The organism is Desulfobacca acetoxidans DSM 11109 (genome assembly GCF_000195295.1).
Classification (GTDB): domain Bacteria; phylum Desulfobacterota; class Desulfobaccia; order Desulfobaccales; family Desulfobaccaceae; genus Desulfobacca; species Desulfobacca acetoxidans.
This window is the reverse complement of the sequence record NC_015388.1, coordinates 287326-313699: the sequence shown is the minus strand read 5'-3', so window position 1 is coordinate 313699 and position 26374 is coordinate 287326. Positions and strand designations below refer to the sequence as shown.

Sequence of the window (26374 nt, the reverse complement as noted above, 5' to 3'; positions counted from 1 at the left end):
AGGGGAGAATCCATGGCCAAGGGGAGAACGGGTTTCTTTTGTTTGTGCGCACTTTTCTTGGTGTTAGGGGAGATAACATCAGGAACCGCGGCCGATTGGGCAGTGTTGGCTGATATTGAAACCAAGGGAGAGTATAACAGCAATCTTAATGCTTCTCCCCGATCCAGGTTGAAAGATTATATCTTGTCGGCCACGCCAAATGTCAGTTTTAGCTATAATACTGAATTGACCCAACTAAAAGGAATGGTGGGAATAACCGGAATGCATTATATAACTTATTCCCATTTAGATAAGATTAATCAGAGATACCTGATTGACGCCAGACACCAGGCGTGGGAACGTATCCGCCTGAACCTGGGGGCTTCCTTTATCAGTGATTCGACGCTTACGGAAGAACTTATCGCCTCCGGCACGATGCTTAATCGCAGTCTGAGGAATTCCTATTCATTTAATCCGGGGTTTACTTATTCTATTACGGAAAGGCTCTCTTCCTCGCTGGGGTATAATTTTAATATGGTAGAATACGAGGATCCGCAGTATCGCGACTTCCGGCGTCATGGGGTATTCTTGAATTTTGACTATTTATGGGATGAAAAAACTACGCTTAAAGAAGTGCTTATAGGAAACTTTACCGAATATGACACGAATGATACAATCAGCAGTTTGGGAGTGCAGGTGGGTTTTAATCGAAAATTTTCTGAAAACTGGGATGCTACGTTATTAGGGGGTGCTAATTACACTAAGATGAAAAGCAGCACTGGGGTGTTGAGTTTTGACGATGAATCCGGGTTCATTACTTTCAAGCAAGCAACTCGCAGGAGTTCGAGTTTCTCCCCTTTTTTTACTCTCTCTACTACTGGCCGTTGGCAGACCGGCGATCTGACACTGAGCTATAGTCGGAGCGAATCGGCTTCAGCTTACGGCAACTTATCGCAATACAATAATTTTGATGTATTCATTAATCAGAGATTCACTGAGAAACTAACCGGTACTCTCAGACCCTACTTTCATACCTCAACCCTCGATGACCCTGGAAGTAATTACAATTCTCAGTATATTGGCATAAGACCGGGATTAAAATATAACATAACCGAAAGACTAATTCTTAACACTTCGTACGGTTTTGCTTATAGAAGCGTTAGCGGCAATTCAGATTATAACCTTCCAGTGCATAGTATTTGGCTATCTCTCAATTATACGTATCCGATTCATGCTCAATATTAAATTACCCAAAACAAGTTTCCGGTTGTTAGTCAGAAAAAAAATTCCGAGTTTTGAGTTAATAAGAAAATGATTTCTGCACAGGCTGGAAGCCGGTGGCACCGGCAGATGATTTTCATGCTTTGCGGGTGACCTACAGGTAATGGCAATTATCGAGAAATCGAAGTTTTTAAATGTAGGGAAAGCACCGCCCACCATTCCTTGATCTAATCTCAGATAGCTGAAGTATTACTATAGGTCTAAAGGTCGTTTAATATGAATAAACCGAAAAATTTCCATTATTATATTTATTTATTTAAGAGAAAAATATTATACTTATTTTTATCAGTAATTTTAATATTTTTTATTAGTTTCTTGATAGCGTATTTATTGCCTACAATCTATGAATCAAGCTCAACCATCTTAATCGAAGAGCAACAGATTCCGCCAGATTTGGTTCGGACAACTGTAACAGGTTTTGCTGACGAGCGTATTCAAAGCATTACTCAACAGATTTTGTCTCGGACTAAACTTTGGGAGATCATCAAACAGATGAATCTCTATCAAAATCTTCGGGAAAAATTTACTCAAGAAGAAATAATCGATAAGATGCGCAATGATATTGCTATAGATACCATAAGCGCAGATTTGGGGCAGAAAGGCAAACGTTCCGGCAAAGATAGTATGACGATTGCCTTTACCATCGCTTATCGGGGACAGAATCCTGCTGTCGTACAGAAGGTTGCGGGAAACTTGGCCTCTCTTTATCTGGAGCAGAACCTCAAGGATCGGCAGGAAAAAGCTGAAACCACGACAAAATTTCTTGAAGCTGAGCTAAGACAACTTGAAGAGCAATTATCTAGCATCGGAAATAAAGTTTCAGATTTTAAAGGAAAACATGAACATACCCTTCCAGAATTAAAAGCGCATAACCTCTCTCAGGCCGAACGGCTGGAAAATGAGATCAAACAGATCGACAATCAACTCCGGGCAATCGTGGATCGTAAAACGTATTTGGAAGGGCAATTAGCCACCATCAATCCTGACCTGCCGATTGTAGGGCAAGAGTCAGTTATGGATCCGAAGGCCCGGCTCTATATGTTAAGGGTGATGCTGCAGTCAGCCCTGGCCAATCATGCTGAAGATCATCCTGATGTCAGAAAAATCAGACGTGAGATTGTCGAATTGGAGAAATTGGTAGGCGCCCAGGGAGGCGGTGCTTCGGTGAAAAGGCAAAAACTGGCGGCTTTGCAGTTGGAGTTAGCTGAAAAACAAGGTAAATTAACTGCTGAACATCCTGAAATCAAGAAACTTCAGAAAACTATCGCTCAATTAGAGCAAGAAAAAGATGTGGCTGAAGTACCTGCCAGACCTATCTTGAATCCCAATAATCCCTCCTATATCGGTATCAACGCCAATATCCAGGCGGCGGATAATGAAATTGCCATGCTAAAAAAGCAACAGGCTGATCTACGCGAAAAAGTTAAAATCTATCGGGAACGATTGGAGGCGACCCCTAAAATCGAGCAGGAATATATAGCCCTGATGCGGGACTATCAAAACTCCCATAATAAATACCAGGAGGTCATGAATAAACTTTTAACCGCCCGCATCGCCGAAGGCATGGAAGAACACCAGAAAGCCGAAAAGTTCACTCTTATTGATCCCGCCAGTTTCCCGGAAAAACCGGTTTCGCCCAATCGCATCCTTATCATGGCGGTTGGATTATTATTGGGTCTCGCTGCTGGCGTCGGCTTAGTAATAGCGACCGATCAGCTCGATCAATCGGTGAAGGACGCTGATGAGTTGGCTTGGCTGACCGAATTACCGATATTAGGCACCATAAGCAGCATGCAACACACCGAGGAAGTTAACTTAATAAAAAAGCGCCGTTGGATTATTCTGGCGGCCAGTGGTTTATCCTTACTACTTGTTATTGTTTTTTTACATTTCTTTTATATGGACCTCTGGGTAGTAACAGCTCGCCTGCTGAGACTGGCAAACAAATCTATCTAGTAGGAAAATAAGTTTTGAGTTCCGGGTTAAACGGATTGGAGCCGGCAAATTGCCGCCAGCCTATCCGCAGGGTTCGCGGGTGACGGACAGGTAATGAGCATTATAATGGAAGATCCGGTAAGTCAGACCTCTTGGTCTGACCGATATTTTTCTCGCCAGACTCGGAGATCTGGATTTACCGGCAAATTAATCGGATTAGGATATATAGGCATTTCCATTTTGCAGGGGGGTAAACCTTGAGTTTTATCGATAAAGCTTTGGAACGGGCTCAGGCGGCGCGCCAGAAGGATAAACCTAAGGTGGAAGAGGATATAAAAGCTCCTTGGGCTGAAAATTCCCGGAAGCCTCTGCCGGTAGCAGGGTCTGTGGGTTATGCCGGACCGGTTAAAGATATTTGCTATACGACAACCAAAACATATCCGGTTGATATGAAATTATTAGCTAAAAATTATATAATAGTAGGAGATGAATTTCCTGATATTACCGAGGAATATAAGTTATTGCGGACACATATTATCCATAAAACAAAAAAGAATAATTATAATACAATTATGTTTACCAGTCCGCAATTAAATGAAGGGAAAACGTTAACTACTCTCAATATAGCTATCAGTATCGCCCAAGAAATCGATAAGACAGTATTACTTGTTGATACTGATCTTAGAAATCCTACCATACATAGATACCTGGGACTCTCACCTCGAAGAGGACTGGTAGATTATCTTAAAGACGGAATTCCTATTCCTGAATTATTGATTCACCCTGAAGGTATTGATAAAATGGTAGTCTTACCGGCGGGCAGGGCTACAGGTGACGCTGCCGAACTTATTAAATCGCCGCAGATGGTGGATCTGGTGCAAGAATTGAAGCACTGTTATGAAGATCGTTATGTACTGTTTGATCTACCACCCTTATTGTCGTATGCTGACGCCTTGGCTTTTGCGCCGCTGATGGACTGCATAGTTATGGTAGTGGAAGCGGGGCGCACCAGATGCGACCAGATAGAACAAGGAATTGAGATGCTAAAAGACTTTAACCTGTTAGGCCTAGTTTTGAATAAAGTTAAGAAAAAAGATCAGGGAAGTTACTACGACTATTATCAATCAAGAGAGCCCAAGAAATCCAAATTTAGAATTTTCGGATAGTGTTATTATGTATGAAGCTTTTTATGGATTAAGCGAACGCCCGTTCAATCTGATTCCCGACCCTGACTACCTTTATCTCAGCCCCCAGCATAAGCTGGCCAAGGCTTACTTGGAATACGGGATTAGCCAAAAGGTAGGATTTGTCGTGCTTACCGGAGAGATCGGCGCAGGCAAAACAACCCTGATCAAGTCTTTGCTCAAAAATTATAGCGGTAACCATAGACTGGGGGTTCTTTATCAGACTTCGGTGGGAGCTGAGGATCTCCTGGAATTGTTATTGCAGGAATTTGAAGTGCGCGGCAGGTTTAGCAGTCGAGCCGCCCGGTTGGCCGCTTTTAATCAATTTCTGGTTTCAGCCTATGCCCGGCGCGAGCATGTGGTACTGTTGGTAGATGAGGCCCAGAATCTGGGACCCGAAGCCTTGGAGGAATTGCGTCTCTTGTCAAATCTGCAGACCGGTAAGGACCCTCTCCTGCAGGTTATTTTAGTTGGCCAACCCGGATTGCGGGACAAGCTCAAGCACCCCAGCCTCCGCCAACTGGCTCAGCGGATTGCTGTTCACTATCACCTGCGGCCCCTCGAACGGCTTGAGACTCGGGAATATATTAAATTTCGCATCCATCGGGCGGGCGGCAGCAGCATATTTACCGAGGCGGCGCTTGATCGGATTTACGAATACACCCGAGGGGTGCCGAGACGCATCAATGCTTGGTGCGATCTGGCTTTAGTAGCCGGATTTGCCGAGAGCCGGCAGGAACTTGATGCCGAATTCATCGATACTGTGGTGGCTTCACAGGGAGGAACCCTCGAAGGAGAGGATGAAGAAGGGTGTAGAAGGGCGACGGACGATGGGAGTTCCCCCCCAACTCAGGGAGGGGAGTTGACCGGGGGAAACAGTCAGCGTTTGTCATCTGAGCTCACTGATTTAGCCGGTCGGCTGACCCGATTGGAAGGACTGGTATTGGAGATCAATAATCATTTGATTCCGCTTATAACTCAATTCTTCGCCAGAACGGAGCCAGGGGCGCCAGAACTGCCATCCTCCGAGCCAATTGCAGCGCCGCCAAACACATTAGAAGTAGCGGAGTGCGAACCGGTTCAGGAAAAACCCACACCCTGGTGGGGGCGATGGTGGAAGAAACCTTAAGCACGTCATCGCGAGATCGTCGAAATTGCCCATTTTTATCTTTAATTATCATCAATTCTCGCCCGAGTTAAAGATATTGTGAGAATCAAAAATTTCATCGACTTCTGCCTGTCTTGGGGTGCTCTCATTCTCTTAAGTCCAATTTTTTGGATCATTGCCGGAATTATAAAAATTGACAGTGCCGGTCCCGCTTTTTTCCGCCAGGAGCGGATCGGGAAAAACGGTAAACCTTTTACTTCCTATAAATTCCGCACTATGGTTGATAATGCCGCCAGTAAAGGCCTGGGTTTGAATATAGCGGTAGATGACGACCGTATTACTGCGGTAGGTAAAATTTTGCGTAACACCAGCCTGGATGAGCTTCCCCAACTTTTCAATGTTGTAAGGGGTGAAATGAGCATTATCGGTCCGCGTCCCACTTTACGTTATCAGGTTGTAGCCTACGATGCATTCCAGCGGAGGCGTTTGGCAATGAAGCCAGGGATTACCGGTTGGGCGCAAATTAACGGGCGCAACGCCATTCCTTGGGAGGAGCGGATTAAGTTGGATATCTGGTATGTAGACAACTGGTCTCTGAAATTAGATGTCCAGATTTTGGGCCGTACTATTGGAACCGTTATTCGCCGCGAAGGTCTTTATGGACCAGACGGCATTAACTATGACTTTCGACCTTCAAGAGTGCCAGCGACCTGAACGAGGCCATATTTTCCGTGCAGCATTTTTCTTCCCTGCCAGGTTTGCCGACTTTAATAATCATTGGTTTTAAGAACGAGCTTTGCCGAAAAGAAGAATATGATGATTCCTATTGTTAAACCGACTCTTATGAACTGGGACGCCGTCATCAGAGATTTTCGCCAGGCTTGGGAGAGCGGACAGGTAACTACCGGTCAGTTTACCCGGCGTTTGGAGGCGGAGGTTGAGCGACAACTGGAAATTCCCCACGTTATTATGATGCAATCGTGCACCGCAGGCTTAATGTTGGTGCTGCGAGCTTTGGAAGTAGAGGGAGAAGCTATTATGCCGGCCTTCACATGGACAGCGACGGCTCATGCGGCGGTCTGGAATAATCTGATCCCAGTCTTTGCCGATATAAGCCCGGGTGCCTACACCTTGGACCCGGAAAAGGCGGTGCAGGCTATCACTCCCCGGACGTCGGTGCTTATGCCGGTGAATGTCTTTGGCTGCCCCCCTGATTATGAAGCCTTTGCAGAGATTGCTAGGGAGCATGGCGTACACCTGGTCTATGACTCTGCTCAGGGTTTGGGGTCCAGATATCTTGACCGCAACGGCGTCTGGCGATATGCCGGCAGTTTTGGCGAAGCGGAGATTTTTTCTATGAGTCCTACTAAGGTAATCAGCGCCATGGAGGGAGGACTGGTTACTACATCTAATGCCGAATTAGCCCAAACTCTCCGGCAGATGCGGGATTATGGGAAGACTCCGGATGCCGAAGATATCGCTTGGCTGGGACTTTCTGCCCGTGTCCCGGAAGTCGATGCTATTGTCGCCTATTATAACTTTGCCCACCGAGAGCATCTGATATCACGTCGCCAAGAATTAATGCAGATCTACCGGGAAGGTCTCAAGGGGCTGAAAGGAGTAAGGTTTCAAGAAACCCCGGAAGGGTATCAATCCTCCGGTAACTACTTTACCATCTTTATAGACGGTCAGGAGGCCAAACACAGTCGGGATGAAGTCTATCAATATCTCAAAGAGCATCAGATTCAGGCCAAAAAATATTTCTTTCCCGCCCTGCATCTGCAGAAGGTCTATCAGACGATGGGGCAATTCTACCGGGGGAAGTTGCCGGTGACTGAGGCGGCGGCGGCTTCAGGTTTGGCTTTGCCTTTGTTTTCGCATATGACCCAAGCGATGGTTTTTGAAGTAATCAAAATAAGCCGAGCAATCCTCGAATGAACCAAATGCCGTACTGGGAAATATTAGCGTACGACAATCCTCTGGAAAGACAAAAATGGCAGACAATATGCGATTCCTTTGAGGATATAGATATCTTTTTCTTCCCTGAATACGCCCACCTCTTTGAATTGCACGGTGATGGCAAGCCGTATTTATTTGTTTACCATCAATCAGAGTCGGACCTGGCGATCTACCCATTTTTGAAGCGGCCTATTGGAGAACTCGACAATTTTCACACCACAATCGCCGATTACTTTGACATAGCTTCGCCGTATGGCTACGGAGGGTATCTGCGCAATAGTAGTAATGTAAATATGGAAATATTTGCTAATTATTTTAACAATTACTGCCAGAGTCAACATATCGTTTCAGAATTTATCAGATTTCATCCAATCATAAACAATGCATTATATGCGCCTCAAGACATTAAAATAACCCAATCACGGGAAACGGTTACCATTGACTTAACTAACGACAGCAATACAATATGGAAAGATTTTGAACCAACTTGTAGAAATAAAATTAGAAAGGCAATAAATAATAATATCAAAATTGTAAAAGATGATAATTATGACAATTTAAAAAATTTTTATGAATTATATATTAAGACCATGTATCGATTAAAAGCTCACAAATATTATAAATTTTCTGAGAATTGGTTTAATTCTTTAAGAAGATTATTGAACAATAACAATGCATTATTTCATGCATATTATAAAAATAACATTATTAATTCAGCTATTTTTATATTTTGTCGAAGCTATATTCACTATTTTTTATCAGGTTCATTGTTTGAGATGAGGCAGTTGGCTGGCAATAATCTACTGCTCTATGAAGTTGCTCTCTGGGCCAAGCAGCAGGGGTTTAAATATCTTCATTTGGGGGGGGGATATCAACCCAATGATAGCCTGTCCTGCTTCAAGTCATCTTTTTCTTCAAAAAAAACAAAATATTGTATATCTGGTGTCATTCACCGTTCTGATGATTATAACTATCTATGCAAGCTTCGCTTTCCGTCCGGAGAATTTCAGGGCCATGATGTCTTTTTCCCCTTATATCGCTTTCCTCAATAATTCAGGGTTCACCAGGAATTATGAGTAAAGTACTTATCATCGGGGCTTCGGGACATGCCCGGGTCTGCCTGGAAATATTGGAGGCCGCCGGCAGGGATGTTTTAGGTTTTTTTGATGATGATCCGAATTTACAGGGCGTTTTCCTGCACGGTTACCCGATTTTCGGGCGGATTTCCGATTCTGCGCCCATTTTAGCAGATAAGTCCTTGGAATATTTTGTGGCTATCGGCAATAATCACGATCGGAAAAAGATTGCCAGTATGGTGCAGCAACATTGCAATCACGGTCCTATCAATGCTATCCACCCTTTAACCGTCATCTCCCCCCGGATCCAGATGGGGATGGGAAATTTCATTGCCCCTGGGGTTATCATTAATACCGGAACCCTTTTGGGAGATTATGTTATTCTTAATACCGGCGCCACCATAGATCACGATAATATCATTCACAGTTATGCCCAAATATCCCCCGGCTGCAACCTAGCGGGCCATGTCACTATTGAGGAAGGCGCATTTATCGGGACCGGGGCGATCATCATTCCTGGCAAAACAATTGGTGCCTACGCTACCATCGGCGCCGGCGCCGTAGTTATAGATGATATCCCGGCGCATTGCACCGCGGTGGGCGTGCCAGCGCGCATTATCAGACAAAACCACTCTTCTCATTTTAAGGTAGCCATGTATGCAGAATAATAAAAGCTCTGCGGTATACCCTCTCTCCTCATTGGCAATCCTTGGTGCGATTACCATTTGGTTTTACTGGCCAATTCTGTCCCGAATGTTTTTATATTTATTTCACAATGATGATTATTCCTACGGACTCCTGCTTCCCTTGGTGAGCGCTTATCTGGTATATCAGAAATGGCCGCGTATCCGGGGAACCTCCTGGAGACCATCCTGGTGGGGTCTGGCAATTATTGTGGCCGGGATAGGCCTGAGCATCATCGGGGAACTGGCGGCAGACCTTTATGTCCCGCGGGTCTCGTTCGTGGTGTGCCTCGGCGGGATTTTACTGCTGGTGGGGGGCTGGAGATTACTGCGTCTGCTCATATTTCCGCTTTTGTTGTTGTTATTGATGATTCCGCTGCCCGAGCTGATAACGAATAAACTTACCCTACCTCTGCAGTTGATTTCTTCACAATTAGCGGCATTTTTTCTCCATCTGATCGGCATCCCCGTTTTGCGGCAGGGAAATATTATTGATCTTGGGTTACGCCAGATGCAGATTGTCGATGCTTGCAGCGGTCTGCGCTATATCCTGGCCTTGCTGGCCCTAGGAGTTATCTATTGCTATTTTTACCAGAGAAAGCCTTGGAAGGTTCTGGTCTTGCTGATTGTCTTGATCCCGGCTACTATTTTTGCCAATGGTCTCCGGGTTGCTGGAATGGGAATCTTTCCCGCTCTGGTAGAAGGTTTCTGGCATGCCTTTTCCGGCTGGCTCATTTTTCTTTTTTGCTTCGTGATGCTTGCTGTCGTAAATTATCTGCTAAATCGGCTGAGTCCTCCCTCGGTTAAACAGGCTCCCGAGGAGGATAAGATTCAGCCTCCGCCAAAAAAATCTTTGCCGCTGTGGTCTTATACGGCTGCTGCAGTGGGGGTAATTCTCCTCTGTACTCCGGTAGCCCAACGCGCCTCGCATGCTCCCAATTATCCGTTGAAAAAGGGGTTTGAAAATTTTCCCATGAACATCGATACCTGGCAGGGTCACCACGCCTATATCGATCCTGCTATGGTAGCGCTAACCAAATCGCATGCTCACCTCTATGCAGAATTTTCCGACCCGGAGGGTGACCTCATTACGCTTTGGATTGCCTACTATGAAACCCAAAAAAAAGCCGGTGGTTTCGTTCATTCTCCCAAAGGATGCTTCACGGCCAGCGGATGGCGGATAGCACAGGCTAAGGTCATTGAAATCGCACCCGGAAAACCGGTCAACTGGATGGTAACTGACCGCTTAGGCACCAAGTTGTTGGTCTACTACTGGTTTATGCAACGAGGACGGTGGTTGGTAGACGAAACCCTGAATAAATTTTTCATGGCTTACGATGGCCTGCTCCGCCGGCGCACCGATGGCTCTCTGATTCGGTTAACAATACCCATCCATGGTAATACTGATCAAGCTCAGCAGAGACTAACGGCATTTGCCAATAGTTTAATACCAATTCTAAATCAATATATCCCTGATTAAATTGGAGATATTATTTAACTCGCAGAAAACTGCTTTTGCTTGTGATCAATATTAAGGTAATTTGCGCGACAATATTAGATTGATTAATATTCGGTCTCTGATGGAACTATTAAAGCCTGCTAATTGAATGCTTGAGAATAATGTTACCACATTTTAATGTAAAAGTATGTAATGAAATGAAATTAATAGTTCGAAATAGAATAACAGATAAATTGTTAGCAATAATATTACCATACAAATATGCAGCAGTAATATTATTCAATCTTGCCATATTTTGTCTGGCCTACTGGGCATCCTATTACTTACGTTTTGAAGGTCTGATACCGGAAGCCTATATGGCAATCATGATACGGACCATGCCGGTGGTGCTCGTTGTCCAGGTGGGTTTTTTTCTTTATCATGACCTTTTCCGTGGTCTCTGGCGATATGTGAGTTTTGCCGACCTGCAGAATATCTTACGTGCCTCCCTGATGAGTATGCTCACTCTGGTGGTTTTGGATTTTTTTCTTAGTCCCTACTTAGGGTACACGCCGCGCTCGATATTTGCCTTAAACTGTATGCTGCTTGTCTTTCTCAGCGGTGGGGCCCGCTTTGCGGCACGGCATTTTCGGGAGCGATATCGACTCTCGGACGGAAGTTCCAATACCAAGCGGGTGATGTTGGTAGGTCCGGTAATGGAGACAGAACCCATCATTCGGGAGATGCTGGCCCATGGTGGTGAGTATCTGCCAGTGGCGGTGATCGATCCGAACATCAAGATGAGGGGCTATCGGGTTTACGACGTACCCATTGTAGGAGGAATCCCGCAGATTGCGCGCGCCGTGGAAAAGAGTATGGTGCAGGAAATTATCTTTGCCTGGCCGGATGCTCCTGAGGATCAGCTTAGTGATATTATCGAAGAATGCAAACGGTCGCAGGTGCGGTTCAAAAAAATTCCTTCTTTAAGCGAAGTTATCGGCGGACGTTTCCGGATGGCGGACGTCCGTGATATAGAGTTGGAGGATCTTCTGCCCCGTCCGCCCATCTACATTGAACGAGATCAGGTGCGGGACTTCATTCATCAAAGAAGTGTCCTGATCACCGGTGCCGGAGGTTCTATCGGATCAGAGTTATGCCGTCAACTGGCACAATTCCAGCCCAAGCTACTACTCATGGTGGAACGCAACGAAAATAGCCTGTATGAAACCGAACTGGCCTTAAAACGGCGTTATCCTGATACCGCCATCGAAGCCCTGATTGCCAGCATTAACGATGCACCGGGATTGAATCTGTTATTGCAGAAGTACCAGCCGGAGATAATCTTTCATGCCGCCGCATATAAGCACGTGCCCTTAATGGAGCGCTGTCCGATAGAAGCAGCCTATAATAATATTTTAGGCACCCGCAATCTAGTGAATGCTGCCCTGAAAACCGGGACAGAATATTTTGTCATGATCTCCACTGATAAAGCCGTCAATCCTACCAGTGCTATGGGAGCCAGTAAACATTTAGCCGAACAGTATGTCCGGGCCTGCAATGGGAATAGTGACACCACGAAGTTTATCATTACCAGGTTTGGTAACGTCCTCGGGAGTGCTGGCAGCGTTATTCCGATCTTTAAAACCCAGTTGGCCCAGGGTGGTCCTTTGTATGTCACCCATCCGGAGATTGAAAGATTTTTCATGACCATTCCGGAAGCGGTGCAACTTGTCCTGCAGGCTGCCTATATGGGCAAGGGCGGAGATATCTTTGTCCTCAAAATGGGCCGCCCGGTGAAAATCCGGGAGCTGGCGGAAAAACTTATCTTATTGGCTGGCAAAACCCCCGGAAAAGATATTGCCATAAAATATACCGGTCTGCGGGAGGGAGAAAAAATGTATGAGGAGCTCTTTAACGAGGGAGAGCTTTCTCAACCCTCGCATCACCCACTCATCGATTATGCCATCGGATCGGTAGAGTCAAAAGATGTGTGGGAGAGGCATTTAGATGATATTCAATGCATTGTCCGTCGAGGGGATGCAGAGAACCTGATAGATAAATTTAAAATTCTTATTAAAAACTATTCACCTCCTCAACATTAACATACCCTCGAATTACGTCTGAGTGGGAACCGCGGTCAAGGAAATATGAGAAAAATATTGATAACCGGCGCGGCTGGCTTCATCGGAGCACATCTGGCGCAAAGACTTGTGCAACAGGGTGATCAAATCATTGGTATCGATAATCTGAATGATTACTATGATCCGCAATTAAAAATCGACCGATTAAAGATGATTGAGAGAGGCAATTTTGAATTTATCAAATTAGACCTGGCTGATAAACGAGGAATGGCCGACCTCTTTGCCCGACACCGATTTGATATGGTGGTTAATCTGGCGGCGCAGGCTGGTGTAAGATATTCCCTGGCCAATCCTTATGCCTACGTCGAAAGCAATGTCTTTGGGTTTTTAAATATCCTGGAAGGGTGTCGTCACCAACAGGTGAAGCATCTCGTCTTTGCCTCCTCCAGCTCCGTTTATGGGGCCAATACCAATATGCCTTTTTCAGTGCATCAGAATGTCGATCACCCCATGTCTCTCTACGCTGCTACGAAAAAAGCGAATGAATTGATGGCGCATACCTATGCCAGTCTGTATGGCCTGCCAACTACCGGCCTCAGATTCTTTACGGTTTACGGTCCGTGGGGACGACCGGATATGGCCCTCTTTCTTTTTACCCGGGCAATCTTATCAGGGACGCCCCTCGATGTCTTTAATTACGGCAAAATGCAGCGAGATTTCACCTATATAGACGATATTGGGGAGGGGGTCAGGAGGGTCTTGGACCACCTGCCGGAGCCGAATCCGCGGTGGCGGGGTGATAACCCTGATCCTGCCAGCAGTTACGCCCCATACAAATTATATAATATCGGCAATAACAATCCGGTGGAACTCATGTATTTTATCAATGTCATTGAGGACGCCCTGGGTAAAAAAGCAGTAAAAAATATGTTGCCTATGCAACCGGGGGATGTACCGGCAACGTATGCTGATATCGATGACCTGATGCAGGCCGTGGGTTTTAAACCTCAAACCCCTATCGAGGTTGGCATCAGGAAATTTATCGATTGGTATAAGAAATATTATTTATCCTAAGGATATCCTCACGGATATCATCCGGTTGTCGGTTTAAGCCTATTGGACAGCGAACGTAAGGATTGCTGACTCGCTATAAACCTTAGGAGCCTAAAGAATGGAATTGCTCAAAAAGATTTCTCAGAAACAAGCTTTTGTCGGGGTTATCGGTCTGGGTTACGTGGGACTGCCTTTAGTTTTGCGCTTCGGTGAAGTGGGATTCAGGATACTTGGCTTTGATCTGGACCCGCGTAAAGTGGAAATGCTCAATCAGGGAGAATCCTATATCAAACATATTCCCGGTACGGGGATTGCGAAATTACGTCAAAGCCGCAGTGGACAGACGCAGTTTGAAGCAACGGCTGACATGCGGCGTTTAGGTGAACCTGATATTTTACTGATCTGTGTCCCTACCCCGCTGGACGCCAATCGGGAACCTGATTTAACCTATGTGGTAAATACAACGAAACTTATCGCTGCAGCCATGCGTCCTGGTCAACTTATTTCATTGGAATCTACCACCTATCCCGGCACCACGGATGAAGTCATGTTGCCCATGTTGCCCGATAAATACCGAGTAGGCGAGGATTATTATCTGGTTTATTCCCCGGAACGGGAAGATCCGGGTAATACCCAATTTGAAGTTCGAACTATCCCAAAAGTGGTGGGGGGCATCACTCATGACTGTCTAAAACACGGGGTGGCTCTGTATAATCAGATAATTGACCGAGTGGTGCCAGTTTCTTCTACAAGAGCGGCGGAACTGAGCAAGATTTTAGAGAATACCTATCGGGCGGTTAATATCGCCTTGGTAAATGAATTAAAAATGCTCTGCCTGCGCATGGGGATAGATATCTTCGAGGTCATCGAGGCTTCCAAAACCAAGCCGTTCGGTTTTCAGGCCTTTTATCCCGGACCGGGATTGGGCGGGCACTGTATTCCCATCGATCCCTTTTACCTGACCTGGAAAGCCAGACAGTATGATTTTAGCACCAGGTTCATCGAATTAGCCGGCGATATTAATATCAATATGCCATATTTTGTCGTTGAACGGGTCATGGTAGCCCTCAACGATTGTGGCAAGCCAATGAAAGGAGCCAAAATTTTGGTCCTCGGCATAGCTTATAAAAAGGACGTTGATGACGCTCGGGAAACTCCTGCTTTCAAAATCATCGAACTTTTAGGAGCCCGTGGAGCGAGAGTGGATTATAATGATCCCTACATTCCCGTGGTCCCGGTAACTCGAAGGTATAAATTTAATACCCGTTCCATCGAACTCACTCCCGACAACCTCCAGGCATATGACTGTGTCGTAATTACTACTGATCATTCTGTCTATGACCCTGGTTTTTTGGTAGCGCACTCTCAATTGATTGTGGATACCAGAAATCTTATAAAGATACCTTCGGACAAGGTAATCAAGGCTTAAGAGAAAGGAAGGAATTATCCGTTTCAAAGGAATCCGCTATGACAACTCAAGAAAAATGCATCGGTTTAATAGGACTTGGATATTGGGGGAAAAATATTCTCCGCAATCTTTATGACCTGGGTGCCCTTCATACCGCTTGTGATTCCGATCCGGAAACTATAGCCCAAAGAAGAAAGCAGTTCTCTCAGGTCGAGTATACCCAGTCATTTGGCGATTTGCTGCAGAACCCAGAGATACGGGCGATTGCTATAGCGGCGCCGGCGGCAAAGCATTTCGAGCTTACCAAACTAGCTCTCAATGCCGGTAAAGATGTTTTTGTAGAAAAACCCCTGGCCCTCACCGTTAAGGAGGGAGAGGAACTCGTCCACCTGGCCCAGAAAAACCAGCGGATTCTCATGGTTGGGCATATCCTGCAATATCATCCGGCTGTATCTAGGCTTAAAGAACTCATCGCCGCCGGTGAACTTGGCAAACTCCAATATATCTACTCCAACCGGCTCAGCATCGGCAAACTAAGAACTGAGGAAAATATCTTATGGAGTTTCGCCCCCCACGATATCTCGGTTATTCTCATGCTGCTGGAAGAGGAGCCGGTTAGGGTATCAGCTTTTGGCGGGGCCTATGTGAGCCAGGGAATCTATGACACCACGCTGACAACTATGGATTTTAATAACGGTGTCAAAGGACATATTTTTGTCAATTGGCTCCATCCCTTCAAGGAACAAAAACTCGTGGTGGTCGGTTCCAAAGCTATGGCGGTGTTTGATGATGTAAGTGAGGAAAAACTGAAATTATATCACCACAAGATCCAGTGGAAAGAAGGCAAAATCCCGGTGGCGGAAAAGGCGGAGCACGAACCCGTCTCTCTGGAGAAGGCCGAACCACTCAAAGCCGAAATGCAACATTTTATCGAATGTGTCTTAACGAGAAAGAAACCAAAGACGGACGGGGCAGAGGGACTCAGAGTACTAAAGATACTCGAGATTGCAGAGAAAGATTTAACCCTCATCAAACCTGCCGCCGTGGAACCTGCCCGATCCTACTTTGTGCATGAAAGTTCTTTTATCGACGACGGCGTACAGATCGGCAAGGGTACTAAAATATGGCACTTTTCCCATGTGCTGAAGGATTCCCGAATTGGTGAAAACTGCACTATTGGTCAGAATGTAGTCATCGGTCCACAGGTAAGTCTGGGGGCTAGATGCAAAATCCAAAACAATGTCTCTCTTTATAAAGGCGTACACTTGGAGGAGGAGGTTTTTTGCGGGCCATCCTGCGTCTTTACGAATGTCTATAATCCGAGAGCTTTTATTGAGAGGAAAAGTGAATTCCTGGACACCCTGGTAAAAAAGGGAGCCACTATCGGCGCCAATGCCACCGTGGTTTGTGGCACTACCCTCGGCAAATATTGTCTAGTGGGCGCCGGAGCGGTGGTAAAGACGGATGTCCCAGACTATGCCATCGTGGTGGGGGTGCCAGCCAGGCAGATCGGTTGGGCCTGCAAGTGCGGGAAAACCCTGAAGTTTGAGGGAGACACGGCGAAATGCCCTGAATGCGCCAATGCATACCGGCGTTCAGGCGAGGGCTTAACGGCTTTAAAGGAAAACTGACCTTCATTCTTTCACATCAGATTTTCACCAATAAGACGAAGTTCTGGCAAAATGGCTTTTTTGTCATCCCTTCAGACCTCCAGGATTGAACAATATTTTTCTCGCCAGACCTGGAGGTCTGGGCGTTGCCAGCAAATCATTCGGGTAAAACGCATACCTGATAATCTTAACTATTACAGAACTCGAGTATGAAAGACAATGTCCTATCCAGAATACTATTATGTTGCCGTCGCTATAAATCGGGGGTTGCAAGCAATACGAATAAGAGCCATTTTCTATCCGAACTACCTTTACGAATAAACTTCTTATATATTTTATTCGGTAATATAGTTTATGCCGGCTGCCAATGGGTTATGTTGGTAGTGATAGCGAAAATGAAGTCCCCGGACGTTGTAGGACAATTCGCATTAGGATTAGCTATTTCTACACCAGTAGTCATGTTTACAAATTTACAACTTCGGGTTGTCCTTGGAACAGATACAACTAATGAATATAGTTTTGGTAATTATTTATGTTTGCGGCTTATAAGTGGTTTCATTGCACTTATTGTTATTGTCGCTATAAGTATATATGCTAATTATAAAATTGAAACACAGCTAATAATTATTACAATAGGTATAGCTAAGATAATAGAATCAATTAGTGATGTATACTTTGGATTACTCCAAAAGCACGAACGGATGGATCGGCTTTCAATTTCGATGATGATTAAGGGTCCATTGTCTGTTATTGCCCTTTTTTTAGGTATTTTAATAACGGGCCAGATGTTATTTGGGGTGATAGGATTAGTAGTAATATGGGCTTTGATTCTGGTGACTTATGATATTCCCAGTGGCAGATTATTTTTAGAGAATTCTATCACATATAGTGAAACAAGAAATAATGAACAATTTAATTGGCCAAGGATGATAAAAACAGGTTTTGATGCCAACGTATTGGGACGTTTAATTTGGCTATCCCTGCCCCTGGGATTCGTTATGATGTTAATCTCATTGAAAACAAATATTCCTCGTTTTTTCATTGAAAATCATTTGGGTGAAAGAGCTCTAGGTATCTATGCAGCAATCAGTTCGATCATGGCCATGGGCACCATGGTAGTAACAGCCCTGGGAAGTGCCGCATACCCCCGGATGGCAAAATATTATGGATCAGAACTGTACGGGGAATTCATAAAATTCTTACTTAAGCTCGTGCTCATCGGCCTCCTACTGGGCGTTGGCGGAATTCTGGTTGCTGCATTGTTCGGTTGGGAGATTCTAAAGCTTTTTTTCGGTCAAGAGTATGCCTCCTATCAGGGTGTTTTGGTCTGGGTGATGTTAGCTGGCGGAATCTATTACGTCTCATCTTTTCTCGGATACGCCATGTCGGCGGTAAGATATTTTCGCATACAGGTTCCCCTTACTCTAATATCAGTATTTACGATTTGTATTGCCTCATTCGTATTAATTAAAAAATTCGGTTTATTAGGAGCTGCTTGGGCCGCCTGTCTGGGGTTTGCAGTTGAAATACCCTTAAAAAGTTTAATTATGTATCATGCATTAAAAAAATAATTTATGCCACGATGGTAACAAAAGAAAGATTTCCTATCAAAATTCTCCACGTAGTTGATTCGATGAATAGAGGCGGCGTTGAAACGTGGTTAATGCAAGTATTTAGAAGGATTGATTTAAACATATTTAGAATTGATTTACTTGTGCACACGATTGCCGCCTGCGAATATAATAACGAATTACAATCTCTGGGAATTCGAATCATTCCTTGTTTAAGGCCAGATAGACCATGGCAATATGCCCTCAACTTCAAGAATATTATCAAGAAATATGGTCCTTACGACATCATTCATTCCCATGTGAATCGATTTAGCGGCTTTGTAATGTTTTTGGCATACCTTGCAAAAATTCCAATGAGAATTGTTCGGAGCAGCAGCACTTCTGACGGCAGATCTGCTAATTATCAGAGGCGGTTATATAATAAGTTAATGTTATATCTGACGAAGAGATATGCCACCCATCTTCAGGCAACCACTCAAGCCGCAGCTCTGGGGCTGTTTGAAAGTAGATTGTCTAACACAAATTATAGCAGGATCTTGAACACAGGCATTGATTTTCAAGTATTCAAAAATCTGCAGGATAAGCAAATAATTAGAAATGCTCTAAAGATTCCAGTCAATGTTCCGGTAATTGGTCATGTCGGCCGTTTTGTCGAGGCCAAGAACCATGACTTTATTATTAATTTGGCTGATAGGATATTACAGGAAAGACCGGAAATGCATTTTTTGTGCATTGGAGATGGACCGTTGCGACCCCAAATAGAAAAAAAGGTTTCCGTTTTAAAGATTAAAGGTAATTTCACCTTTACCGGAGTCCGACCTGATATTCCCGATCTTCTATTTGCAATGGATGTGTTCTTATTCCCATCTAAATGGGAAGGCTTCGGTAGAGTTATTTTAGAAGCTCATGCTGCGGGAGTACCATGTATCATCTCAGATGTTATCCCACCAGATATAGACGTGGTAGCACCCCTGATAAAACGCTTGTCATTATCCAAACCAATTTCCCAATGGTGCAGGGAAATATTGAATTTCATTGAAACCCCGGCAATGATAACGAGAGAAGAATCTTTGAATATTCTTGAAAATAGCAGATTTGATATTAACTACAGTGTTCGTGAGCTGGTATCTATATACATAAACAGATAAAGTTATATTTTTATTGGTATAATACATCTGAAATACATTGATATTTATATTTCTAAGAGGATAATGATGGAACCATTAGTGTCAATAATATTACCAGCTTACAATGCAGAAAATACTATCAGTACGATCATCAGATCAACTATAAATCAGACGTACAAAAATTATGAAATTATTATTGTCGATGACGGCTCTCAAGACCAAACGGCTCAAATCATAGAGTCTTTTGGTGATTCTCGGATTATTTTGATTAAAAACAAGATAAATATGAAATTGGCAAGATCATTAAATGTTGCCATTGAGGCCGCCAGAGGTGATTATATTGCTCGATGCGATGCCGACGACATTAATATGCCGGATAGATTGGAATTATTAATTAATTTTTTAGAGTCCAATCCTGATGTCGACGTAGTAGGTTCAGATTTATATATAATTGATAAGAATGGAACTATATTAGGGAAATATATAATACCTGATTGTGATAATAATATTCTGATGAATCGTCTTAATCCCGAATCTCCGGTTTTTCATCCAACTATCATGGCACGGGCCGCATGGATGAAAAAGTTTAAATATCGTGAAGAATATTCACGCGCCCAAGACCGGGAATTATTTTTTAGAGCCTATCACCAGACCAAATTTGCAAATGTCCATTTACCGCTCTATGCTTATTATGATCCTGAAGTGATAAATATCAGAAAGTTAGCGTTGTCTCTTTGGTTTAACTTTAAAATGCGTTGGGATAATCGGAAAGAATGTACCATGCCGATCAATTGGCTGTTATCTTTTCCACTACTGGCCGGGGGGAGATTTATCTATTATCTGATAACTGCTTTATTAGGACATAATCTTTTTTGGAAACATATGACGCCGGTGAACACATCTGATAGTAGGGTCATGAAAGATCAACAATGGATATATTATTGTCGTAATTATTAATGTTTATGATTATTACTTGGTGAATGAAATAGGTAACACTTCAGTTGTTTGGGGCTAATACAAGTGGGGTGAATACAAGATTCACCCATACGAAAGAGCCTACCGGTGGTGCATTGTTGTAGGACGGGAGAGCGGAGCGCATCCCGCCTTCTGGAATGGTCCGACACCCCACCCCTTTATCCCCCCGTAAACGAGAGAAAAGTTTCCTCCCCGTTTACGGGAAGGGTTAGGGTGGGGTTGTTTTTCATCTTTTTCTCAACACGCTGAGTTGTTACGGTTTTAAAAATGGCAGTGAAACACAGACATAATATCTTGTCAAAATATTACTCCTCTATATCGATTAATGAAGAGTATTATAATAAATTCGTGTTCAATATCATGGTATTACTAACCATGGCATTGCTTCCGGTTTATGCCTTTTCATCTGGCGGATTCCAGCTAGTTGATATACCAATATTTATTAACGCCTGTCTATTGGTATTCTATATAAAAGGATCAAATACAAAATTATTGATAGCAATATATTTTTATATTCCATTTGTTATATGGTCCATATTAGTGAATTTAGGTTATTCATTAATAAGTCCTGATAGATATTATTTTTTTATAATTGCACAATTTTTACAAGGCATTGTTATATTTTACATTTATACTATATTATTTGATAATTTAATATATAATAATAATCTCAAATATATCTATATTGGCATATTATTATCAATTATTATGTGCTTTTTAATCAAAGGTAATTATGAAGAGGGTGTTCGCAACTCATTATCTTTTAATAATCCTAACCAACTTGGATATTACGCCCTTATTGTAATGTCTTTTACTATTTTGCTTTACGAATACTGCAATAGGAAAAAAAATTTTAATTTATTATATATTATTTTAAATGTATTATTTATACTGAGTGCACATATATTAATTATACTATCACTATCACGATCTGCAATATTTGGAATATTTATTTTAGATATCTGGTTAATTAAAAATATTAAAAGGAGAGAGATATTTTATAGTATTATTATTATCTCAATCTTATCAACTGCTTTGCTATTAATAAAACCAGACTTAATTGATAATCAATTAAAAGGTAGAGAGACACGTAAGTATCAAGACGGAGCAGTGACCTATGCCTTGCAGGAAAGATTCTCGGGACAATTTAAAGGGATGACAACTCCCCAATTTATATTTGGCACAGGAGGTCTGGGAGGATATGAAACAGGTGGAAAACAATTTGTCATAAAATCAAAAAACAGCATAGCTACCGGTGAATTCCATAATACCTTTGGAGCAATATTAAAATACTATGGAATTATTGGAATATCACTGTTTCTTTTATGGATTATTAAGATGTTAATGTATTCTATAACATTTAAAGACAGTCTATTTATTTATATTGCTCTATCATTTTATAATATGACACACTACGGCATACGTTTTAGGCCATTTTGGGTATTATTATCTTTAATTTTAGCAGTCACCTGTAATATATCGAAATTAGAATCTCAAAATAAATCATAAGTAATTGAGATAAAAATGGATATTAAGTTAAAAAAAAGTTGTTTTATTATATCATTAGATTTCGAATTATATTGGGGGGTACAACATCGACTATCCCTGGAAGAAAGTAAAAATATTCTCTTGAATACCCGCTCCGCCATCCCCAAAATCTTAAATATTTTTATCGAAAATGATATTCATGCTACCTGGGCAACTGTAGGGTTTTTATTTTTTGAAACAAAAGATGAACTTCTTAATAGCCTTCCTAATAGAATACCCCAATACAAAAATTATCGTTTATCTTCATATCGCAATATCACTAATATTGGTTGTAACGAAAAAGAAGACCCTTTTCATTTTGCCCCATCTTTGATTAAACAAATTGCCTCAACTAATCACCAGGAGATTGGGACCCATACCTTGTCCCATTACTATTGTCTGGAAGAAAGCCAGGATAGTGATATGTTTCGGGACGATCTGGCAGTGGCCATGAATATCGCCAGAAAATATGACATACAGATCAAAAGCATTATATTTCCTAAAAACCAGATAAATACCAATTATCTTCCTATATGTGCCGAATTCGGCATAATGTCATATAGACAGAACCAAGATAATTGGATTTACCTGGAAAGGGATACGAACAGTGATTCATTGCTTATTAGGGGAATAAGGTTGTTAGATAATTATATTAATATCACAGGGTATAATTCAAACTTTATGACTTATGAACCCAATAAATACCCTATTGCTATACCAGCCAGCAGATTACTTAAGCCTTATGCCAAAGAACCGAGCTGGCTCTTGGCAATGAAAATACATCGTATACTATCAGACATGACATATGCGGCTAAAAATAGCTTAATTTACCATTTATGGTGGCACCCTCACAATTTTGGCCAACATACTGAACAGAATCTCATCATATTAGATAATATCTTACAACATTATAATATATTAAAATCTGAATACGGCATGGAAAGTCTCAATATGAACGAAATAAGTCAACGCGTCATTAACGGCGAGGCCTAAGAGTTGATGCCTACCTGGATAATCAAAGCATTTCTGCAAAAAGTTATTTCTTACCTACCCTACAGCGAATCGATTAACTATTATTGTCAAAGATATGTTACCAAAGGACTTAATTTACAGGAAGCGTATTTTGCTCGCAAATTGACCGAATGCCAGCACTTTTATCATGATTATGGGAAATACGGCAAACAGCCGCGAAAATCTTTTAATGTGCTTGAACTTGGTACCGGTTGGCATCCGATCATTCCCATAGGTTTGTATCTCTGTGGAGCTGAGGAAATCTTCACTATCGATATCGTCAATCACCTGCGTCCTGAATCTCTAAAAGAAGTATTGGTTTTCTTTTCTGACTGGGCTGAACGAGGGCAGTTAAGTAAACTTCTACCCATAAAAGATGAGACCCGAATTGCGAGACTGCAGAGCTTAGCGATGCAAAAAAATGTTACCGATCCAAGGCAGTTGCTGCAACGATTGAATATTAAGGTTGTCATTGCCGATGTCTGCCGGTGGGCGGGATCACTCGGCAGAGTTGATTTAATCGTGAGCAACGACGTTTTACAACATATTCCGCTCCAGGTTATATCTGATATCTTTAATACATTGAGAAATATGGCAAGTGACACGAGCATTATGATTCATAATATTAATATGATAGATCATTATTCGCTGACTGATAAAAATATTGCGCCGTTCAACTTTCTGCAATACTCTGACAACTATTGGAAAATATATAACAATTCACTTCATTATCAGAATCGGTTGAGAATGTCTGATTACTCAAATATACATAATAAAACCGGGTGGAATATTCTCAGCACCGAAATTATGAAAGGGAATATTGCTGATATTGATAAAATCAAATTGAATAATAAATTTACTGCTTACCCCAAAGAAGATCTGTTAATCATTAGGGGTTGGATCGTTTCAAAAATAAAGTGAGGCTGTTATTAGCCATGTGGTAATACTTCAGCTATCTGAGATAATAGATCAGGAACATGGTTGGCGGTGCCCACCCTACAGCACCACAGCATCGACAGACCCGTCTGTAGGGGCGAATCTTGTATTCGACCCAAGCAACTGAAGTGTTACGCCATGTGATCATGCCATTTGTACTCATCTTCTGATTCTTTTTCTTTCCTTATCTCCCTTCCTTATCTTTAACCCAAACAGCACGAATTTGCCTGTTTAATTGATTAGAATAAAAACCTGTACCAGTGCAGAGATATTGACAATTACCCGTTTTAAAAATATCACCGATAATACCTGGCGTATTCGGTCCCAAGATACTACCTTGAATTATCCTTGAGCCGGAAAAATTAACCGCAGCAAAATCATTTCCGGCGGATATATAATTGTTATTACACTTCATAATCATATTCTTGTTACAAAGTTTGTCATGCCTGTTTGGGTAATTCCACGCAAGATAGCGACAATTAAATGTAACATTATCTAAACCGATATCATTGGCTTCATCAGTCTGATTAGTATTTGAATTTAAACCCAACAGATAACCCTTGGAATTTATTTCGGCCTCAAAATCGATTAATCGAACATGACTGATGGCAGGATGATAGATATCCCCCCCATAGATTGCATAATCTAGATATTTTGAAGATACTTTACAATTATTTAAAAAATTTAAGCTGTTTGAGGCTGAAACTTTTGTCCCTCCTATGATAATACCTTTTTTCGGTCCTGAAAAACCGGCTAAGGTAGCATCCCCCCTAAAAATACAATTGTCAAAAGTGAACACTCCGTTTACTCCCGGCCAAGGCAATATTTTAAATATGCACAACTCTTTCTGAGACAATGAAGTAGCCTGTCCGAGAAAATTACACCTACTAAATTTGAAAATCCCGGTATTGTTAATGTATGATTCATAAAATCTTCGGTTAAGATTATGTATGTTCGAATTTTTCAATTCAAGCTCGCAGGCCGGACCTTGGGCATGAAAAGAGCCGTTTATCGTTAGACTGTCGCCGTAAAATTTTATACGAGAACCGTAGGAGGCGGTGATCCAGAATCCTCCGGCGCTCAAGTTCACCTTCAAGGCCTTAACCCTTTGCAGGTTGCCTTCTCCACTCCCGTCATAACCTAAGGCCTTTCTACTCATTTCCATATGAAAGGCTGATATAGCCGGAACATACCACCCTAAGGGATTATTTCTATCCCTGAAATCAGCCTGCACCCCATAACAATCAACATTCTTGATATAGGTGTCAGTATAACCGCCATTCCAGGTAATCGATCCTCGAAAACAGTTACGGAAAATACAATTATATATAGTAGCTTTTACATTCCTATCAATTGTAATTCCATCTGTTACTGTATCAATAATATCGCAATCTTCTATAATAAAATTAATCCTGCCACGTCGCTTACTATCGGCTCTTAAATAAATCGTAAATGCGTGCTCCTGTGAATAATTATTACATAATGGTTGATTATTACTATTGCCATCAATCGTTATATTTTTAAATATTATCGGCTCAGAATCTATATCAGCAGAATACTGATATCCACTTTCATATGAATTAAACATTGTATTTGACGTATATTTTGAACCTTCTAATATCTCCATATGGTCAGGACGTTTGACAATTGTATTTGTACGGCCTTCCCCCACAAAAGTTATACCAGGAATAATTCTCAAGTTGTAAACTAAATAGACACCTTTAGGAAAGAAAACACAACCTCCTCCCTCATTCTTCACTTTATCAATAGCTAATTGTACGGCATGCTTATCTATTGCGATCCCATCCCCCTTGGCCCCATAATCTTTGACATTGGCCAAAACTTTTCGGTTAGCATCGAGAATCGTCAGGGTGTGGGTCTTTTTCCCGCTCAAAGCAGCGTTCTTAGGATTATTAAGGACAATTTCCACCGTCTCGTCCAGTTCATTGACCTCGTCATGGATAATAGTCAGTGGAATAGTTTTAGTGGTTTCCCCCGGTTCAAAAACCAGGGTGCCAGCCGGTAGATCATAGTCCTTTCCTGTGCCTTCGGCAATACGGCTCGCGGTGCCGCCAGCCGCAGCGTATTCGATGGTCACCGTTTTGTCGACCGGATGCGTTAGTTTGACCTCAACTACGGCAGTACCCGGATTTTCCGAGACGCTTGAGGAAGTATGCCTGAATTCCACCACGGCGTCACCATTGCGGCAGGTGATGGGGTGGGTTTGATTTCCGCCCGGTTGATAGGCTGTCCTTATTTGTTGGCTGCCGCTTGAGTGGTTTGCTCTCTGTTCAATGATCGCTAGATCGGATTTGGCCGTGGCAGGAAAGTTCAATCCTAAAAAAGCCGGCAGGAATACCCCCAAAATACCTAGCATACTTTTTCTAGGCCGTTTTTTCATAAGTTCACATGTTCTCCCGAACACAACGAAG

At 42.6% G+C, this 26374-nt stretch carries 20 protein-coding genes; 19 read left to right on the top strand and 1 reads right to left on the bottom strand.

Annotated elements, in window-relative coordinates; translation table 11 throughout:
• Positions 1–12 precede the first annotated feature (12 nt).
• The 19 genes from DESAC_RS01220 (at position 13) to DESAC_RS01130 (ending at position 23927) form a co-directional block, all read left to right on the top strand.
• The gene (locus DESAC_RS01220; protein WP_013705254.1) at positions 13–1224 is read left to right on the top strand and encodes a porin family protein; all 1212 of its coding nucleotides are present in this window, start codon (positions 13–15) and stop codon (positions 1222–1224) included.
• 252 nt (positions 1225–1476) lie between these two features.
• Positions 1477–3216, top strand: a complete 1740-nt coding sequence (locus DESAC_RS14890; protein WP_013705253.1) for a GumC family protein — start codon at positions 1477–1479, stop codon at positions 3214–3216.
• Positions 3217–3452: 236 nt separating this feature from the next.
• Entirely contained in the window at positions 3453–4361 is a 909-nt protein-coding gene (locus tag DESAC_RS01210; RefSeq protein ID WP_013705252.1) for a nucleotide-binding protein, read from the top strand.
• 7 nt (positions 4362–4368) lie between these two features.
• Positions 4369–5508, top strand: coding sequence for an ExeA family protein (locus DESAC_RS01205; protein ID WP_013705251.1), 1140 nt, complete (start codon positions 4369–4371; stop codon positions 5506–5508).
• A 78-nt stretch (positions 5509–5586) separates the two neighbouring features.
• Positions 5587–6201, top strand: a complete 615-nt coding sequence (locus tag DESAC_RS01200) for a sugar transferase (protein ID WP_013705250.1) — start codon at positions 5587–5589, stop codon at positions 6199–6201.
• A gap of 99 nt (positions 6202–6300) precedes the next feature.
• Entirely contained in the window at positions 6301–7425 is a 1125-nt protein-coding gene (locus tag DESAC_RS01195) for a DegT/DnrJ/EryC1/StrS family aminotransferase (RefSeq protein ID WP_013705249.1), read from the top strand.
• The gene (locus tag DESAC_RS14885) at positions 7422–8498 is read left to right on the top strand and encodes a peptidoglycan bridge formation glycyltransferase FemA/FemB family protein (protein ID WP_013705248.1); all 1077 of its coding nucleotides are present in this window, start codon (positions 7422–7424) and stop codon (positions 8496–8498) included. The genes DESAC_RS01195 and DESAC_RS14885 overlap by 4 nt, the downstream gene beginning before the upstream one ends.
• Positions 8499–8518: 20 nt before the next feature.
• A complete protein-coding gene (locus DESAC_RS01185; RefSeq protein WP_013705247.1) occupies positions 8519–9190 on the top strand; it encodes an acetyltransferase in 672 nt (223 codons plus the stop codon).
• A gap of 85 nt (positions 9191–9275) precedes the next feature.
• Positions 9276–10685 carry a VPLPA-CTERM-specific exosortase XrtD gene (gene xrtD / locus DESAC_RS01180; protein WP_169311484.1) on the top strand — a complete coding sequence of 470 codons (1410 nt, stop codon included), beginning with the start codon at positions 9276–9278 and terminating at the stop codon, positions 10683–10685.
• A gap of 335 nt (positions 10686–11020) precedes the next feature.
• Positions 11021–12745: a polysaccharide biosynthesis protein gene (locus tag DESAC_RS01175; protein WP_169311483.1), complete on the top strand. Its 1725-nt coding sequence runs from the start codon at positions 11021–11023 to the stop codon at positions 12743–12745.
• Between the two features lie 45 nt (positions 12746–12790).
• The gene (locus DESAC_RS01170; protein ID WP_013705244.1) at positions 12791–13798 is read left to right on the top strand and encodes an NAD-dependent epimerase; all 1008 of its coding nucleotides are present in this window, start codon (positions 12791–12793) and stop codon (positions 13796–13798) included.
• 97 nt (positions 13799–13895) lie between these two features.
• Positions 13896–15206 carry a nucleotide sugar dehydrogenase gene (locus tag DESAC_RS01165; RefSeq protein WP_013705243.1) on the top strand — a complete coding sequence of 437 codons (1311 nt, stop codon included), beginning with the start codon at positions 13896–13898 and terminating at the stop codon, positions 15204–15206.
• A gap of 38 nt (positions 15207–15244) precedes the next feature.
• On the top strand, positions 15245–16816 hold the full coding sequence (locus tag DESAC_RS01160) for a Gfo/Idh/MocA family oxidoreductase (protein WP_013705242.1): 1572 nt from the start codon (positions 15245–15247) through the stop codon (positions 16814–16816).
• Positions 16817–17004: 188 nt separating this feature from the next.
• The gene (locus DESAC_RS01155; RefSeq protein WP_013705241.1) at positions 17005–18366 is read left to right on the top strand and encodes a lipopolysaccharide biosynthesis protein; all 1362 of its coding nucleotides are present in this window, start codon (positions 17005–17007) and stop codon (positions 18364–18366) included.
• Positions 18367–18377: 11 nt separating this feature from the next.
• Complete coding sequence (locus DESAC_RS01150) at positions 18378–19514, top strand: glycosyltransferase (RefSeq protein WP_013705240.1); 1137 nt, start codon at positions 18378–18380, stop codon at positions 19512–19514.
• Between the two features lie 66 nt (positions 19515–19580).
• Positions 19581–20450: a glycosyltransferase family 2 protein gene (locus DESAC_RS14880; RefSeq protein ID WP_013705239.1), complete on the top strand. Its 870-nt coding sequence runs from the start codon at positions 19581–19583 to the stop codon at positions 20448–20450.
• 393 nt (positions 20451–20843) lie between these two features.
• Positions 20844–21977 (top strand): hypothetical protein, encoded by a 1134-nt coding sequence (locus tag DESAC_RS01140; protein WP_148231158.1) that lies wholly within the window; start codon positions 20844–20846, stop codon positions 21975–21977.
• Between the two features lie 15 nt (positions 21978–21992).
• Positions 21993–22988, top strand: coding sequence for a polysaccharide deacetylase family protein (locus DESAC_RS01135; RefSeq protein ID WP_013705237.1), 996 nt, complete (start codon positions 21993–21995; stop codon positions 22986–22988).
• Between the two features lie 6 nt (positions 22989–22994).
• Positions 22995–23927 carry a class I SAM-dependent methyltransferase gene (locus DESAC_RS01130; protein WP_013705236.1) on the top strand — a complete coding sequence of 311 codons (933 nt, stop codon included), beginning with the start codon at positions 22995–22997 and terminating at the stop codon, positions 23925–23927.
• A gap of 199 nt (positions 23928–24126) precedes the next feature.
• Here DESAC_RS01130 and DESAC_RS01125 read toward each other — a convergent pair whose 3' ends face one another.
• On the bottom strand, positions 24127–26343 hold the full coding sequence (locus DESAC_RS01125; protein WP_013705235.1) for a Calx-beta domain-containing protein: 2217 nt from the start codon (positions 26341–26343) through the stop codon (positions 24127–24129).
• Positions 26344–26374: the final 31 nt, after the last annotated feature.